This is a genomic window from Imperialibacter sp., from assembly GCF_040222385.1.
Classification (GTDB): domain Bacteria; phylum Bacteroidota; class Bacteroidia; order Cytophagales; family Cyclobacteriaceae; genus Imperialibacter.
Map to the genome: position 1 here is coordinate 1 of NZ_JAVKDF010000042.1, position 13,482 is coordinate 13,482.

Annotated in this window: 18 protein-coding genes; 7 read left to right on the top strand and 11 right to left on the bottom strand. The window is 47.3% G+C overall.

Going from position 1 to position 13,482, the window contains the following annotated elements; all coding sequences use genetic code 11:
* Positions 1-247 precede the first annotated feature (247 nt).
* The 10 genes from RIG68_RS22045 to RIG68_RS22090 form a co-directional block, all read right to left on the bottom strand.
* On the bottom strand, positions 248-937 hold the full coding sequence (locus RIG68_RS22045) for a heavy metal transporter (RefSeq protein ID WP_350127343.1): 690 nt from the start codon (positions 935-937) through the stop codon (positions 248-250).
* A 150-nt stretch (positions 938-1,087) separates the two neighbouring features.
* The gene (locus RIG68_RS22050; protein WP_350127346.1) at positions 1,088-1,648 is read right to left on the bottom strand and encodes a DUF4256 domain-containing protein; all 561 of its coding nucleotides are present in this window, start codon (positions 1,646-1,648) and stop codon (positions 1,088-1,090) included.
* A gap of 4 nt (positions 1,649-1,652) precedes the next feature.
* Positions 1,653-2,231, bottom strand: coding sequence for a YdeI/OmpD-associated family protein (locus RIG68_RS22055; protein ID WP_350127349.1), 579 nt, complete (start codon positions 2,229-2,231; stop codon positions 1,653-1,655).
* 71 nt (positions 2,232-2,302) lie between these two features.
* Positions 2,303-2,704 carry a DoxX family protein gene (locus RIG68_RS22060; RefSeq protein WP_350127352.1) on the bottom strand — a complete coding sequence of 134 codons (402 nt, stop codon included), beginning with the start codon at positions 2,702-2,704 and terminating at the stop codon, positions 2,303-2,305.
* Between the two features lie 49 nt (positions 2,705-2,753).
* Positions 2,754-3,215 carry an SRPBCC domain-containing protein gene (locus RIG68_RS22065; protein ID WP_350127355.1) on the bottom strand — a complete coding sequence of 154 codons (462 nt, stop codon included), beginning with the start codon at positions 3,213-3,215 and terminating at the stop codon, positions 2,754-2,756.
* Between the two features lie 10 nt (positions 3,216-3,225).
* The gene (locus RIG68_RS22070; protein ID WP_350127358.1) at positions 3,226-3,546 is read right to left on the bottom strand and encodes a metalloregulator ArsR/SmtB family transcription factor; all 321 of its coding nucleotides are present in this window, start codon (positions 3,544-3,546) and stop codon (positions 3,226-3,228) included.
* A gap of 114 nt (positions 3,547-3,660) precedes the next feature.
* The gene (locus tag RIG68_RS22075) at positions 3,661-4,026 is read right to left on the bottom strand and encodes a DUF2200 domain-containing protein (protein WP_350127361.1); all 366 of its coding nucleotides are present in this window, start codon (positions 4,024-4,026) and stop codon (positions 3,661-3,663) included.
* A 354-nt stretch (positions 4,027-4,380) separates the two neighbouring features.
* On the bottom strand, positions 4,381-5,283 hold the full coding sequence (locus RIG68_RS22080) for a hypothetical protein (protein ID WP_350127364.1): 903 nt from the start codon (positions 5,281-5,283) through the stop codon (positions 4,381-4,383).
* Between the two features lie 482 nt (positions 5,284-5,765).
* On the bottom strand, positions 5,766-6,122 hold the full coding sequence (locus RIG68_RS22085; protein WP_350127367.1) for a bleomycin resistance protein: 357 nt from the start codon (positions 6,120-6,122) through the stop codon (positions 5,766-5,768).
* Between the two features lie 87 nt (positions 6,123-6,209).
* Positions 6,210-6,449 (bottom strand): DUF1059 domain-containing protein, encoded by a 240-nt coding sequence (locus tag RIG68_RS22090; protein WP_350097697.1) that lies wholly within the window; start codon positions 6,447-6,449, stop codon positions 6,210-6,212.
* Between the two features lie 181 nt (positions 6,450-6,630).
* Here RIG68_RS22090 and RIG68_RS22095 point away from each other — a divergent pair, with 181 nt between their 5' ends.
* Positions 6,631-9,570, top strand: coding sequence for a WD40/YVTN/BNR-like repeat-containing protein (locus tag RIG68_RS22095; protein ID WP_350127370.1), 2,940 nt, complete (start codon positions 6,631-6,633; stop codon positions 9,568-9,570).
* Positions 9,571-9,749: 179 nt separating this feature from the next.
* On the opposite strand, the gene RIG68_RS22100 is transcribed toward RIG68_RS22095, so the two are convergent.
* A complete protein-coding gene (locus RIG68_RS22100; protein WP_350127373.1) occupies positions 9,750-10,004 on the bottom strand; it encodes a hypothetical protein in 255 nt (84 codons plus the stop codon).
* An 84-nt stretch (positions 10,005-10,088) separates the two neighbouring features.
* Here RIG68_RS22100 and RIG68_RS22105 point away from each other — a divergent pair, with 84 nt between their 5' ends.
* From RIG68_RS22105 to RIG68_RS22130, 6 genes are all read left to right on the top strand, one after another.
* A complete protein-coding gene (locus RIG68_RS22105) occupies positions 10,089-10,583 on the top strand; it encodes a BP74-related protein (protein WP_350127376.1) in 495 nt (164 codons plus the stop codon).
* A gap of 55 nt (positions 10,584-10,638) precedes the next feature.
* Positions 10,639-11,463 (top strand): DUF4349 domain-containing protein, encoded by an 825-nt coding sequence (locus RIG68_RS22110; RefSeq protein WP_350127379.1) that lies wholly within the window; start codon positions 10,639-10,641, stop codon positions 11,461-11,463.
* Positions 11,464-11,512: 49 nt separating this feature from the next.
* Complete coding sequence (locus tag RIG68_RS22115; RefSeq protein WP_350127382.1) at positions 11,513-11,986, top strand: hypothetical protein; 474 nt, start codon at positions 11,513-11,515, stop codon at positions 11,984-11,986.
* Positions 11,987-12,164: 178 nt separating this feature from the next.
* Positions 12,165-12,638, top strand: a complete 474-nt coding sequence (locus RIG68_RS22120) for a hypothetical protein (RefSeq protein ID WP_350127385.1) — start codon at positions 12,165-12,167, stop codon at positions 12,636-12,638.
* A 113-nt stretch (positions 12,639-12,751) separates the two neighbouring features.
* Positions 12,752-12,994, top strand: coding sequence for a UPF0175 family protein (locus tag RIG68_RS22125; RefSeq protein WP_350069845.1), 243 nt, complete (start codon positions 12,752-12,754; stop codon positions 12,992-12,994).
* 4 nt (positions 12,995-12,998) lie between these two features.
* Positions 12,999-13,481: a PIN domain-containing protein gene (locus RIG68_RS22130; RefSeq protein ID WP_350127388.1), complete on the top strand. Its 483-nt coding sequence runs from the start codon at positions 12,999-13,001 to the stop codon at positions 13,479-13,481.
* Position 13,482: the final 1 nt, after the last annotated feature.

Genomic DNA, 13,482 nt, shown 5'->3' on the forward strand with positions numbered 1-13,482 from the left:
CAATCACGACATACAGGAGTTTGTGCACCTTATGTGCTTTACGGGTGAGGATGCTGACGAAAAGCACAAAGATTCCCCCTATATCAAGCAGTTTGTGGACACCCTCTACCCTATCTGCGAGAGCGAACCCAGGTTTCATCATCTTGGGTTGGTGGCGGAGAAGTAAATCCGCCTCATTAAGGTAGGTAGTCAGCGGGGCCAGCGACATTTCGCCATCTGAGCTACCTCTTTTCCGCAACCAGCTAAACTACTTGGAAATTTTGGCGTCCTTCAAAATGGGTTCGTAGTGAGCTTTCAGCGCTTCATCAATCGAATTATAAAAGTCCGCCAGCTCCATTTCATCAAGGTCTATTATCACCTGGCTGTTATTGTTCAGCTGCACTTGAATCTTATGAAGAACATTTCGCTCGTCTTTCACAGGGGTGATGTGTTGCACATCAGTTACTTTAAATGTGCCCTCTTTCCTATTGTTTTTGTAGGCGATCTCCTCGTTTGTCAGCTTCAAAAAGTCATTGTAGTTATTGATCCCGGAAATTAGCTTCCCCGCAACCGGTGCAATCACACAAATGGCCGCCCAGATAAAGAAACGAACCTGGTTTACTTCGTAGTTGGCATAAATGAAAACGAAAATTGCTGGTATGCTGAAATAGATGAATAATTGTGTCAGCAACTTGTTTCGGTGGTTTCTGAAGACCACCTGCCCTTCGGTGGGTACTACTGTAATGGGGAACAAGAATTCTTCCCAAAGGATTAACACCATAATAACGACCGCAAGACCCACCAGAGCCATGCCTATATACCCGCTGGTATCCTCCTTGAGTTCGCCGAAGGGAGCCTCAAAAAGCTGGGAGCCCAAAAAGGAAGACAAAGCGAAAATAAGCAAAAGAAGCCCTACGCTGAACTCAACCGGATAGGTTGGCCTGATGATCTTTCCCATAACACTGACGTCTAGCTACGATTATTTTTTCTGCGATATTACTAAAAAAAGAATCTCGAAATCTGCTTTTGTTTTGGGTGACAGGAATAAATGGCTCGAAGGAACAGACTGGGGGACAAAGAACTTGACGACAGCGTTGATCTTGCCTATCTAAACCCTCAGCGAGCCACGGAATCCCCTGGCGCCATAGTAAGACTCTGCACCATTGTGGTACAGAAAAACATGATTGAAGCGGCGGTCGCAGAAGAGTGCCCCGCCAAGTTTTCGTATTGCAGGAGGCGTTTGCACCCAGCTTGAGGTTTTCAAGTCGAACTCTCCAAGGGTTTGCAGAATGCGATACTCTTCTTCGGTCAGCAACTCAATCCCAATGGTGGCGGCCATATTGGCGGCACTGTCCACTGGCTTATGTTCTTTCCTCGACTCAAGTGCTTCATGGTCGAAACAAAGGCTTCTACGCCCTTTCGGGCTTTCAGCGGAGCAGTCATAAAAAATGTACTCCCCGGTACTGGCATCAAAGCCAACAACGTCGGGCTCGCCGCCTGTTGTTTCCATGTCGTCGAGCACCCATAACTTGTCCGGGCTGGCTTCCAACTTTGCTTTTACTTTGGTCCACTCCAGTCCTTTATGGCGATTCATGTGCTTCTCAAAGCGGGCCTTCAGTGTATTGAGCAGCTCTTCGCTTTGTGCTGGTGGTAGTTCTTTTTTTGACATCTGGCTAATCGTTTAGTCCTTTTCCATTCAAAATATGCTGCATATACTTTTCGATCCTTGCCTCCCGGGTCTTGGATTGCTTGGGTTGAGAAAAATGCAGCAGATACCCCCTTTGCCTCCCTGGCGTCAATGCCTCAAAAGCAGCTTTGAAACCAGGGTTTTCGTCCAGCGTCTGGCGAAACGCTTCCGGCATATTGAATTCTGATGTTTTTTTAAGCTCCACCTGAGCACCCGATTTTTCTACTCGAATGGCGTCGAGAGTATAGCCTTTGATGATCGGCTCCATCTCTGCTACTTGCTCAGCACTTGTAAACCGGAGTTGGCGTGCCACCTGCACATTCTCAGTTTGCTGTATCAGCAAGCCATGCTTATCCTCCAGCAGCACACCCTTATGGAAAAGCACAGCACAATATTCCTTGAATCCATGGATTAACACCACATTGTTTCCCCGCAACGTGTAACAAGGCTTTCCCCATTTCAACTCCTCCTCCAGCTCAGTGTCGAGAATAATCCTCCTCAATTGATGGAAGGCCTCTTGCCAGCGGGAAGTTTTACTGAAAAAAGCATCGATACTGGGGCTCATATGGCTCATGTTGCTAAATTTAGGTGAGAGGCAGTAAAAACACAATCCGAGGCGTACATATCGCTACCGGCTCAGGCAACTGAAGCAAGTTTGCGGGACGATGGCCTGAAATACCACGACACCACAGTCAGCACCAGCAACAACGTTGGCCCAAAGAGCTCCATAGCATCGCTGCTGGCGGCTACATGAGAAAAGATGGCGCCCACCATATTGAAGAAAAAGCCAGCATAGGCCCACTCCTTCAGCAGAGGAAATTTGGGGACAAGCACGGCCACTACTCCCAAAAGCTTCAGCGGACCAAGTATGGTGAGTATGTAGCTGGGGTAGCCCAATTGAGCCATTTTTTCTACCTCTTCCTGCATTTTTATGATCTGCACTATGCCAGTTGAAGTCATGCCCAGGGCGAGCCAAATGGTGGCAATCCAGTAAGTGATTTTTCCTACTCTTCCGGCAGGTGGGTGTGTCTTTGTCATGGTTAGTTATTTTGTGTGTTCGGGTGTAAGTTTTAATGTCTTTCAGCGATTAGCTTTGGCCTAATATTTCCTGGATGCGGTTGTGGGCCATATTAATGCCTTGCGCAAAGGGCAGCTGCAAAATTTGGTCACGGATGGCCACCGACCTGTAAACGACGTGCATGGTGAGTTTGCTGGTATCGGCACCCAGCTTTTCAAATTCAAGGAATTCCAGTTGCACTCCAAAAGGTGCATTGTCCATTTCAAAAGTCCTCGTTATCTTTTCATTGGGAACGAATTCATGTATTGTCCCATTGAAGCCATGCTTGTTCCCTTTTGGATCGGTGGTTTCAAATTGCCAACTGCCGTGCTTTTTACTTTCAAGCTTCAGCACTTTCGTGCCCATCCATTGTTCCACAATCCCTGGCTCTACATAGGCCTTAAACAGCAGCTCCAATGGTAAATCGAATTCTCTCGTGATCAGCAATTCCTGCTTGCCATCTTCGGCATGAATTTTTGTTTTGCGTTCCATAAAATCCTTTTTACGGGGTTTTGTGCTGTTTCATCACAGCTTCCAATTTATTGAACCTGTCGTCCCACATTTTGCGAAATGGTTCAATGAAATCGGCTACTTCTTTCATTTTTTTCGCATTGAGGTGATAGGAAATCTCCCTTCCGTTCTGCTCTTGCTCAAGCAATTCGCATTCAGTGAGAATCTGCAGGTGCTTTGACACCGTCGGCCTGGCAGTGTCGAAGTTGGAGGCAATGGCCCCTGCTGTCATCGACTGGGCAGCCACCAGGAGAAGAATGGCCCTCCTTGTGGGGTCGGCTATGGCCTGGAAAACGTCACGTCTTAAATTCATTATGTAGCTATTTGACTACAAATATATATGTAGTTATTTAGCTACGCAATAATTTTATAGAATAATCAGCACTTTCCGACAGGGTCAGGGCATTTCGGGGGCTCGCAGGCAAACTTAAGCTACCCGCAAAATCTTCTCCATCTTGCGGCCTCTTGCCAGCTCGTCGACCAGCTTATCCAGGTACCGGGTTTGTTGTGTCAATCGATTTTCGATCTCTTCCACCCGATAGCCGCAGATGACGCCGGTGATCAGGTGAGCATTGGGATGGAGCGAGGCACCCTCAAAAAATTGTTCGAATGTGGCCTTGTTTTCAATGAGCTCGTGAAGCTTCTTTTCGTTATAGCCGGTTAGCCATTGAATGACCTCGTGCAATTCAGCTTTGGTTCTACCCTTCTTCTCAACTTTCGTTGCATAATGCGGATACACGGAAGCAAAGATCATTTTTGCAATACGCTCATCGTGGTGACTTGTGTCCTTCATATTCGATCTGTGTTCTAGCTAATTTCGGTGTTGCCAGCTGGCACGCTCCTGATAATAAGTTTGGGTAAACAAAAATACACAAAGTGGCGAGAACTAGGTTCGAAAGCATTTAGAAGCCACCGCCATGTCCTGATCTACATGCCCAAACAGTTTATTACTTTTTGGCCAGGGTCAAAACTACTTTTCCAATAGCGTAGTGGGTTCCAAATAGTTATTAAACGTGATTGTTATTGGAAGACGTTACCTTAGACAATACCGTGTCGATTGAGTCAGAGTCTGTTTTGCTTTTTATTTGAGCTATACCACATTGAAACGTTAACAGCGAAACAGAGACCACAGAATAAATATGTCTTTTTACTGTATGCTCCATATTACTCTCTGATCGTTTTGTTCATTCAGTAGGGTTAAGTGAGGTTTAGGGGTGCTTCCATCAAAAATCAATTGCGATGAAAACAATAGTTTTTCTTTGTTCCAGAATGCCACCCAGTGAGGTGTCAATGGTTCAGTTTGTTGAAGAATAATTTGACGGTTTCCTTTTGCATCAATTAAATCAAAAGATCTTCTGCCCCAATAAGAAAGCAGTAATTCTCCATTAGAATAATCTGCGTCAAACAATTGATTTCGGTTCAATGGCGAATTTTGCACACTAGGATCAGTTAATTCATTCCATTGTTCAAGGATGCTTCCATTTTGTTGCACCAAATAGCAACCCTCATCATCCAAAAGAAGGATTTGGCTGTCCTCAACAGCCCGGATTCTTTTTATTGGAAGGTCAAATTCGAAATACTTTGTGGGCTGCTCTCCTTTTTTCGAGCTATATATTTCAGGGTATTTCCCGAAAACCATTTGATTGTCAGAAAGCATAAAAAATCCACCTTCTCCAATCCTGTAATCGTCTTTGAACCAATCCCAAATAACCTTTGGCTGCGAACCAATTGTTGATTTTAAAACCCTTATATGAAATTCATCGGATGCTTGCAAAAACCTCCTTTCTATAATGTAGATTTCATTCTGGTTATTGTAAAGCATAAAGTCACTTGCTGCATACTCGGATTGAATAAACACTTTTGGTTGAGAACCTTTTGTCCAAATCATTACACAGGCATAATGGTTTATGTCATTTATTGGATTTATATATGACCATAGCACACTCTCACCAATAGTAATCATATTTCCTGTTGGGTGTGCAAATGCAAACGACGTGAGGAAAAACAGAACAGTTCCTAATATTGTGTTTTTGATGCTTAGTGTTTTCATTTTCCAAGTTAACGCCCAGAAGCAGCCCTTGGGATGGGTAAGAGATACCGCTGCCCTCAGCAAATAGCCACGCCGATGAATAAAAATACATAATGTGTGCGGGGACTGCAATCCCTACTGCGATTTCCTTGCAGGTGAGGCCCCATAATGTCTTGTGTTAGCGCACTATTTAACGGTGATTTTTTTGGACGCTACATAGGCATATTTATCAATCAGCATATTCGCCGCAAATAGCTCTAAAATCGTACAAGACTCTGTTACCGTTTTATCTTCGAACAACAGCCAGTTCACGTATAGGTCTTACACCCTTAGCAACCCAAGCTCAGCAAAAACTGGACTTTTCTGAAGAGGAATTTGCGACGTAGCATACGAAGATGGGCTGTATTGCAAAGAATAAAGAGGCAAAAGGTGAAAGAATGAGACACAAACGCCTTCGACCAATAATATTCGAAAAAGAAGCCGAAATGCCCGTATTTCGCACTTTAACTGAAGGCCTCCCCAAACGTGAGACAAGTACCGTTGGGGTCGGCGATGGCAAACTCCTTTTGCCCCCAGGGTTTCGACTCCAAACGGGTGATGATTTTTACCGCCGAACTGCCCTGCCTGCACTTTTCAAAAAGACTTTCAATGTCGCTGTCCACACGCACATAAATCATAAAGTCGGACTTGGCCGGAACAATAGTGGGGAATGAAAAGAAATGCAACTCCACCCCGTCTTTGTCCATGATCAGGTAGTCGACATAATCGGACCGCAGAGTAAAACCCAGCTGATTCACATAAAAATTGACAGTTTCCTGCTTGTTGATAAAAGGAAGCTTGGGAACAACGGAAGTGAGCATATCTTTTTTTAGGCAATTTATACACTACCATACATATGAGCACTTGATTGGAATCAAGAAACGAGGCGCACAAGCCGCCACGCAGTTTTACAAATGATCAGGAAGGGCTTTAAACTCCTTTTTCTTTGCCTCAAACCAGGCTTTCATTTTCTCCGGCGATTTCATTAGCTCGCCCATGGCCTGCATCGCTTCGAGATGGGCCGTATCTCCTTTTTGAAACATTTCAGTGCCATGGGCTTTGCTTAGCTGAGCTATTTCGTCGAACGTGGCAGCATGGAAGGCTTTGTCGCAGGCCCCTCCCAACTGTCGGCAGGTCATCGTTTTCATAGTAGGGTAGTTTGTGTAAATGTTTGGGATAAACAGCCTTATTCAGCATTTCTACAGTCGACACCTACTTAAAGGTAGTCAATTTGCCGATTAATCCACGACCAACATCACCCCACTTACCACTATTCACATTTCACCTTTGCCTACTTTTAGTTAAATAGTACAAAAAAAGAGGATTCAAATGAACAACAGACAATTACTAATCACTTTATCGTTGACCCTTTTCCTGGCCTTGCCAGCATTGGCGCAGCGAAAAAAGGCTGCTCCCGCCGAAATAGTACCCAAAGCAACACTCGCCGCAGAGCGCTGGCAGGGCTACCAGCAAAGGCTGGCTCTTCAGCAAAATTCTCTGGTGAAAAACATTCCCTTTCGCAATGTGGGCCCCACAGTAATGAGCGGCCGTGTGGATGACATAGAAGTAGACCCCTCCGACCCTACCCACTTCTATGTGGCCTATGCCTCGGGTGGCTTATGGGAAACAAAAAACAACGGCATCAGCTTCACCCCTATGTTTCAAAATGAGATTGTGATGTCGATAGGCGACATAGCTGTCGACTGGAACAGTGGAACGATCTATCTGGGCTCTGGCGAAAACAACTCCAGCCGTTCCTCCTACTCCGGCTATGGTGTGTTCAAAAGCACTGACAATGGTAAAACCTGGAGCCACCTGGGCCTCGAAGAAAGCCATCACATTGGCAGGATCGTCCTGCACCCCACTAACCCCAACACCTTCTGGGTAGCAGCCCTTGGTCACCTTTATTCCGACAATGCCGAAAGAGGCGTTTACAAAACCACCGACGGCGGAAAAACCTACACAAAGACATTGTTCAGCAACGACAAGTCGGGCGCTATTGAGTTAGCAAAAGACCCCTCCAACGCCGACATCCTTTACGCCGCCCTTTGGCAGAAAGACCGCAAGGCGTGGAACTTCGACGGCGCAGGTGAAGGCTCCGGCCTCTACAAAAGCACCGATGGTGGCAGCAACTGGACGAAAATCAATACCGCAGCCAGCGGCTTCCCTACTACCAAAGGTGTGGGGCGCATAGGCCTGGAGGTGTCGGTGTCCAATCCGTCGAATGTGTATGCAATGCTCGACAACCAGGACTTCCGTGACAAGGATGACAAGAAAAAAGAGGAAGACAAGGTCACCAAAGACCTGCTGAGAACTATTTCCAATGCCGACTTTCTGGCCCTCGACAACAAGGACATCAACGCCTACCTGGATGCCAACCGATTTCCTCAGAAATACAATGCACCCGACATCAAAAAGGACGTGGAAGCGGGCAAAGTAAAGCCGCTCGACCTGGTGGAATACACTGAAGACGCCAATTCCCTCCTGTTTGACACCGAAGTGAAGGGCGGAGAAATGTACCGCTCCAACGATGGCGGGAAAACATGGTTCAAAACACACCCAGGTTACATCGAAGACCTGGTGTACAGCTACGGCTACTACTTTGGACAGGTGCGTATCGACGCCCAGGATCCCGACCATATCTACACCATGGGTGTGCCCATCGTCCGTTCGCTCGACGGCGGCAAAACCTGGGAGTCGATCGACAACGACAACGTACACAGCGATCACCACGCCCTGTGGGTGAACCCCAATCGCACTGGTCACCTCATCCTCGGCAACGATGGCGGCATCAACATTTCTTACGACGATGGCAAAACCTGGAACAAGTGCAACCCCATTCCGCTGGGTCAGTTCTACTCGGTGAGCTACGACATGGCCAGCCCCTACAATGTGTACGGAGGCCTGCAGGACAACGGCGTGTGGATGGGGCCAAGCAACTACGAATACAGCAATGGCTGGCAGGCCGAAGGTGAGTATCCGTTCAAGTCCATTTTCGGCGGCGACGGCATGCAGGTGCAGGTCGACTTCAGAGACAACCTGACCTACTACACCGGGCTGCAGTTTGGTAACTACGTGCGTGGCAACTCACAAACCGGCGACAGAAAACGCATCACTCCATCGCATGAGCTGGGCGAGCGGCCCTACCGTTGGAACTGGGAAACGCCCATCTTCCTCAGCCGCCACAACCAGGAAGTGCTCTACATGGGCTCCAACCGCTTCCACCGCAGCATGGACCAGGGCGATAGCTTCGAAACCCTCTCCCGAGACCTGACCAACGGCGGCAAAAAAGGCAACGTGAGCTACGGCACCCTGACGGTGATCGCTGAGTCTCCCACCCGCTTCGGACTGCTCTACACAGGCAGCGACGACGGGCTGATCCACGTAAGCAAAGACGGCGGCTACAGCTGGACAAAGATGATGAACGGGCTGCCTCAGAACTACTGGGTAAGCAATGTGGAGCCTTCCAAACACAAAGAAAGCCGGGTGTACGCCTCGCTCAACGGCTACCGCTGGGATAATTTCGATGCGCTCATCTATGTTTCGGAGGACTATGGTGTTACCTGGAAGAAGATTGGCACCAACCTTCCCAAAGAGTCTGTAAACATCATCAGGGAAGATCCTGAAAATGAAAATGTGCTGTACGTAGGCACCGACCACGGCTTGTATGTATCGGTAGACAGAGGTGCCAGCTTCATGGCCTTTGATGGTGGCCTGCCAAACGTAGCCGTTCACGACCTGGCCATTCACCCACGGGAAAAAGACCTGATCGTAGGCACACACGGCCGATCTATCTACATCGGCAATGTGGCCCACCTGCAAATGCTGACTGGCGAGGTGCTGGCCAAGGCATTGCACTTGTTCGACACCGACAAGGTAACCTACAGCGAACGCTGGGGCATGCCAGGCTTCAGCCAATGGAGACCTGCGAACGAGCCAAGCCAAACACTGCCGTTCTATACGAAAGCAGGCGGCGACGTATCACTGACCCTTGCTTCTGACAAAGGCACCAAAGTATATGAGACAACAGTAAAAGCCGACAAAGGGCTCAACTACTACGCTTACGACCTCTCGGTAGCCGACGCACAAGTAGAAGCACTTAAAGCAGAGCTGGGAGAAGAAAAAGCCAAAGCAGTGAAAAAGGCCGACAATGGCAAAACCTACCTCGTACCCGGCACCTACACAGTTACCATTAGCCAGGGAGGAGAAACCTCCACCACCAAACTAAAAGTAGACGAACCAAGAAAACGGCCTGAGAGGAAGGGGTAATTAATTAAGAGGTTAAATAGAAAAGAAAAAGGTCCAAGCCTGTCCCGGCCGGGCGGGACGCATTGAACCAGTTTTTCTTTTCTATTTAACCTACACAAATCCCTTGATAGGTACTGACCAACGGGATAGGAACAACTCCGTTTTCTCGAATACTAATCTTAGTTCGGAGCAGTACCCGCTCAGGAGGGCGGGGGAAAAATGGCAGAGGATGAGCCTTTCTCGGCGAACACAAGGTCAACGAGTATTGGCTGGTTTCCCCTAACGACAACATCGTGGAGATTTTTCTTCTCAACCCAGAAGGCCATTACCTGTCTGCCGCCCGGCTTTCCGGCAGCGATCATGTTCAATGCGGCATGCTTTCCGCAATCAACCTCACAGTAGGCGATATTTTCGAATAGATCAATAGTTGTGGCGTTGCCTGGATGTAATTCCATGAGGCAAAGCGCTGCCTATTTTCGCTCGCCGCCCCAACTCCTTCCAGCTTCCCTGTGTCCTATCGCTCAAGCATTAAATTCATTATGAGTATCAGGCACTTTTTCATCTTACTTTTGAGCGGACTAGCACTTGCAGGCTGCGGAGTAACCGACGACGACATTCCCAGAAACGAAACCACCGTCTTCTTTCTGGTCACTGAGTTTAGCGCAGAAAATGGCGACTCCTACATCCTGCCACTTTCGAGCGCTGAAGACATTGCAAAGGCAAGGGCCATCGTTGCTGATAGAAACAACGAAGCGCTGGACAGGCTGGTGGTGGCTAAAGTGGCGGCAACCGATGGCACCGAAACCTACCTGAACAAAGACCTGCTCCGAAATGTCACGTGGTCGTGGAAAGTAACGGAATTTAGCAGCTTCGCTGGCTCCACAATTGAAATTCTAGATGGCGGCCCTCAAGACGTAGAAAATGACATGGATTGGTGGTTCGACAACACAGGCCAGGAAGAAGGCACTGGCAATATCGGTTTTTGGGGATACACTGTACAGAGAGAAGTGTCGCCAGAGGAAATAAAAAAATAAAAGGAACGGCTCATGGCATGAAAAATGCCAGAGATTGCTCAAACACAAAATAAAGATGAACAACACAATCAAACTGACCGGCCTGGCGCTGGTACTTTTATTCACGCAATGCGGCAACAACAACTCCGGCGGCGAACCCATGGGTTTCAGCAGCGAAATGGCACCTGCCGCCGATCGCAAGATGGCTGCTACCGAAGAGGCTCCCCAAATGCACTCCGGAGACGCCCCCAACACCATTGAGCGCAAGCTCATCAGGGAAGGCAACATGCGTTTCAAAACTGAAAACGTGGGCAAAACACGCACCTTTCTTGATTCGGCTGTAACAGCTTACGCCGGCTACGTTTTCAATGAAAACATGTACAAGAACGAGGGCATGATAGAGCAAAGCGTAGCCGTTCGCATTCCTGACGACAAGTTTGAAGTATTTATGGCTGCCATTTCTTCGTACGCAGGCAAGGTGGATAGCAAAAATGTGAACGCCATTGACGTGACAGAGGAGTATGTGGACGTGGAAACCCGGCTCAAAACCAAAAAAGAGCTGGAAGCCCGCTATATCGATTTGCTCAAGCAAGCCAAAACAGTCACTGACATGGTGGCCATCGAAGCGCAACTGGGGCAGGTGAGAACCGACATTGAATCGATGCAGGGCCGCATGAACTACCTGCAAAACCGTGTGAAGTTTGCCACGCTTTGGATCAACTTCTACCAGACCGACTCAGAGGGCTTTGGCTTTTTCTATAAAGTAGGAAGCGGCTTTGGCGTAGGCTGGGCCAAGTTCCTGGGCTTTATGGTTTGGACAGTAGAACTGTGGCCTTTTGTGCTGATTATCCTCACAATCGTAATTATAGTGAGAGTAAGAAGAAGGCGTAGAAATATTTAAATCTACACAGGGGAGCTTTTGCTCCCCTTCTTATATCTTGTCTTTGCCCATGGTCAAACACCTGCTTGCCCTGCTTTTCATATTTTTCATTGCGTCAGAATGCCTTGCCCAGCAGCCATTTCTGTTGTTTCATAAAAGCAGGATAAGGGAAGCCAAGTATTACGCAGGAGAAGTGATCGCCTTTCGCATCAAAGACAACGATTTCAAGGTGACTGACCAGATCAAAGGCTTTAAAGACGGCCTGATACTCTTCGATGGTTATGAAGTTGACCCAAAGGACGTCACCCACCTGTATATGGACGACAAAACCATTATCTGGTTTGCCCTGCGGTTCAAGCTGTCGAGGCTCTGCTCCATTGCCGGCGCTGCCTACCTGGGGCTCGATTTACTGAACAATTATGAAACCGACAGAAGCACCATCATCCTGGGCAGCTCCCTTATTGCTGCCGGTGTTCTAAGTCATGTCATCTTCAGAAGGGTCTTTAAAATCAAGGGGAAAATGAAGTTGGTGGTTATAGCCTGATGTTCACCGGCACTTCCACCCACTTTCTGAAAATAGTATTGGCCCTGGTGGGAATCGTGCCCGCAGGGTCAGCGGTAAAACACCAACAAGGCTGCTACTTGAGGATAATGTCCTTTCGATGGGTGGCAAGTGGGTCGAAATGCCATTTCAATAAATATCTCTTGCTACATTGCTAACTATGCCGAAAACTCTGCTACTGTTCTCCTTCGTTACCCTCCTGTGCTTCCCACTCCGGGCTCAGCAGCCTTACCTGCTGTTCCATAAAAGCAATGCTCGTGAGGCTCAGTATTTTGCTGGCGAAGTCATTGCTTTTCGCATCAAAGACAATGACTTCAAAGTAACCGACCAAATCAAAGGATTCAGAGAGGGCATGGTATTGTTCGATGGCTATGAGGTGCACCCTAACAATTTCGAAGTGCTTTATACTGATCAAAAAACCAGGGCCTGGTTTGCTTTCGGCTATAAGTTTGTGAAGCTTACCATGATTGCCGGCGCTGGTTACCTGGCCCTCGATGTGATCAACACGGGCCGTTTCGACAAAAACACCATGATCATCAGCGGCTCACTGATTGGAGCAGGATTGATCGGCCGCCTATTCATCAGGGAAAAGTTCAAAATAAAGGGCAAAAAGAAGATGGTGGTGATTGAGTGACTTGCCTCAGCAAATAACTGATTTTCAAAAAAAGGAAACTCTTTACCGTTACTTCGTCGTTTTAAACCTGACATGTGAAGTGATAAATTTCTATCTTTACTAAAAGCAAGTAGATGACTCTGGTGATCGACAATACTATCTTAGACAACACAGGCCTAAGCAGCGAGGAACTGCAGCTGGAATTGGCTATTGCGCTGTACAAACACGGTAAGCTCTCAATTGGCCAGGCTTGTGAGCTCGTTTCATTAGATAAAATCGCTTTTCAGAGAGAACTCGCTTACAGAAACGAGTACCTCAACTATGATTTGAATGATCTTTCTGACGATTTGAAAACTATCAAATCTTTCAACTCCTAAAAACTTGGTAGTAGTAAGTGATAGTTCGGTTATTACTGGTCTGCTGGCTATTAACAAACTACACCTTCTCCAAAGCCTTTTTCACAACGTTCTTCTGACTCCTACAGTTTACTCAGAATTATCCACGCTCAGAAAATACAACTACCCTATAGAAGACATAAACACGTCCTGGATCAATGTAAAGGGAATAAAAGACTACAAGAAACTTCAATCGCTTAAGCTGGAACTTGACCTCGGTGAGGCTGAATCCATCGTGCTCGCCCTTGAAGAAAAGGCCGATTACCTACTGGTTGATGAAAAAAAGGGAAGAGATATCGCAAAAAAAGAAGGTCTCAAGATAATTGGACTTTTGGGTATCCTTGTTCAGGCAAAAACTGTCGGCCTAATACCCCTCTTGAAGCCAGAAATAGAGATCCTCACCTCAAAAATTGAATTTAGATTGCACCAAAAACTTATCCAGGCAGCGCTTGACGCAGTTGGAGAGTAAA

Bases quoted from the DNA above. Each gene is read 5' to 3' on its own strand.
- RIG68_RS22045 (WP_350127343.1), bottom strand. From the start codon at position 937: ATGGGAAAGATCATCAGGCCAACCTATCCGGTTGAGTTCAGCGTAGGG.
- RIG68_RS22050 (WP_350127346.1), bottom strand. From the start codon at position 1,648: ATGTCAAAAAAAGAACTACCACCAGCACAAAGCGAAGAGCTGCTCAAT.
- RIG68_RS22055 (WP_350127349.1), bottom strand. From the start codon at position 2,231: ATGAGCCCCAGTATCGATGCTTTTTTCAGTAAAACTTCCCGCTGGCAA.
- RIG68_RS22060 (WP_350127352.1), bottom strand. From the start codon at position 2,704: ATGACAAAGACACACCCACCTGCCGGAAGAGTAGGAAAAATCACTTAC.
- RIG68_RS22065 (WP_350127355.1), bottom strand. From the start codon at position 3,215: ATGGAACGCAAAACAAAAATTCATGCCGAAGATGGCAAGCAGGAATTG.
- RIG68_RS22070 (WP_350127358.1), bottom strand. From the start codon at position 3,546: ATGAATTTAAGACGTGACGTTTTCCAGGCCATAGCCGACCCCACAAGG.
- RIG68_RS22075 (WP_350127361.1), bottom strand. From the start codon at position 4,026: ATGAAGGACACAAGTCACCACGATGAGCGTATTGCAAAAATGATCTTT.
- RIG68_RS22080 (WP_350127364.1), bottom strand. From the start codon at position 5,283: ATGAAAACACTAAGCATCAAAAACACAATATTAGGAACTGTTCTGTTT.
- RIG68_RS22085 (WP_350127367.1), bottom strand. From the start codon at position 6,122: ATGCTCACTTCCGTTGTTCCCAAGCTTCCTTTTATCAACAAGCAGGAA.
- RIG68_RS22090 (WP_350097697.1), bottom strand. From the start codon at position 6,449: ATGAAAACGATGACCTGCCGACAGTTGGGAGGGGCCTGCGACAAAGCC.
- RIG68_RS22095 (WP_350127370.1), top strand. From the start codon at position 6,631: ATGAACAACAGACAATTACTAATCACTTTATCGTTGACCCTTTTCCTG.
- RIG68_RS22100 (WP_350127373.1), bottom strand. From the start codon at position 10,004: ATGGAATTACATCCAGGCAACGCCACAACTATTGATCTATTCGAAAAT.
- RIG68_RS22105 (WP_350127376.1), top strand. From the start codon at position 10,089: ATGAGTATCAGGCACTTTTTCATCTTACTTTTGAGCGGACTAGCACTT.
- RIG68_RS22110 (WP_350127379.1), top strand. From the start codon at position 10,639: ATGAACAACACAATCAAACTGACCGGCCTGGCGCTGGTACTTTTATTC.
- RIG68_RS22115 (WP_350127382.1), top strand. From the start codon at position 11,513: ATGGTCAAACACCTGCTTGCCCTGCTTTTCATATTTTTCATTGCGTCA.
- RIG68_RS22120 (WP_350127385.1), top strand. From the start codon at position 12,165: ATGCCGAAAACTCTGCTACTGTTCTCCTTCGTTACCCTCCTGTGCTTC.
- RIG68_RS22125 (WP_350069845.1), top strand. From the start codon at position 12,752: ATGACTCTGGTGATCGACAATACTATCTTAGACAACACAGGCCTAAGC.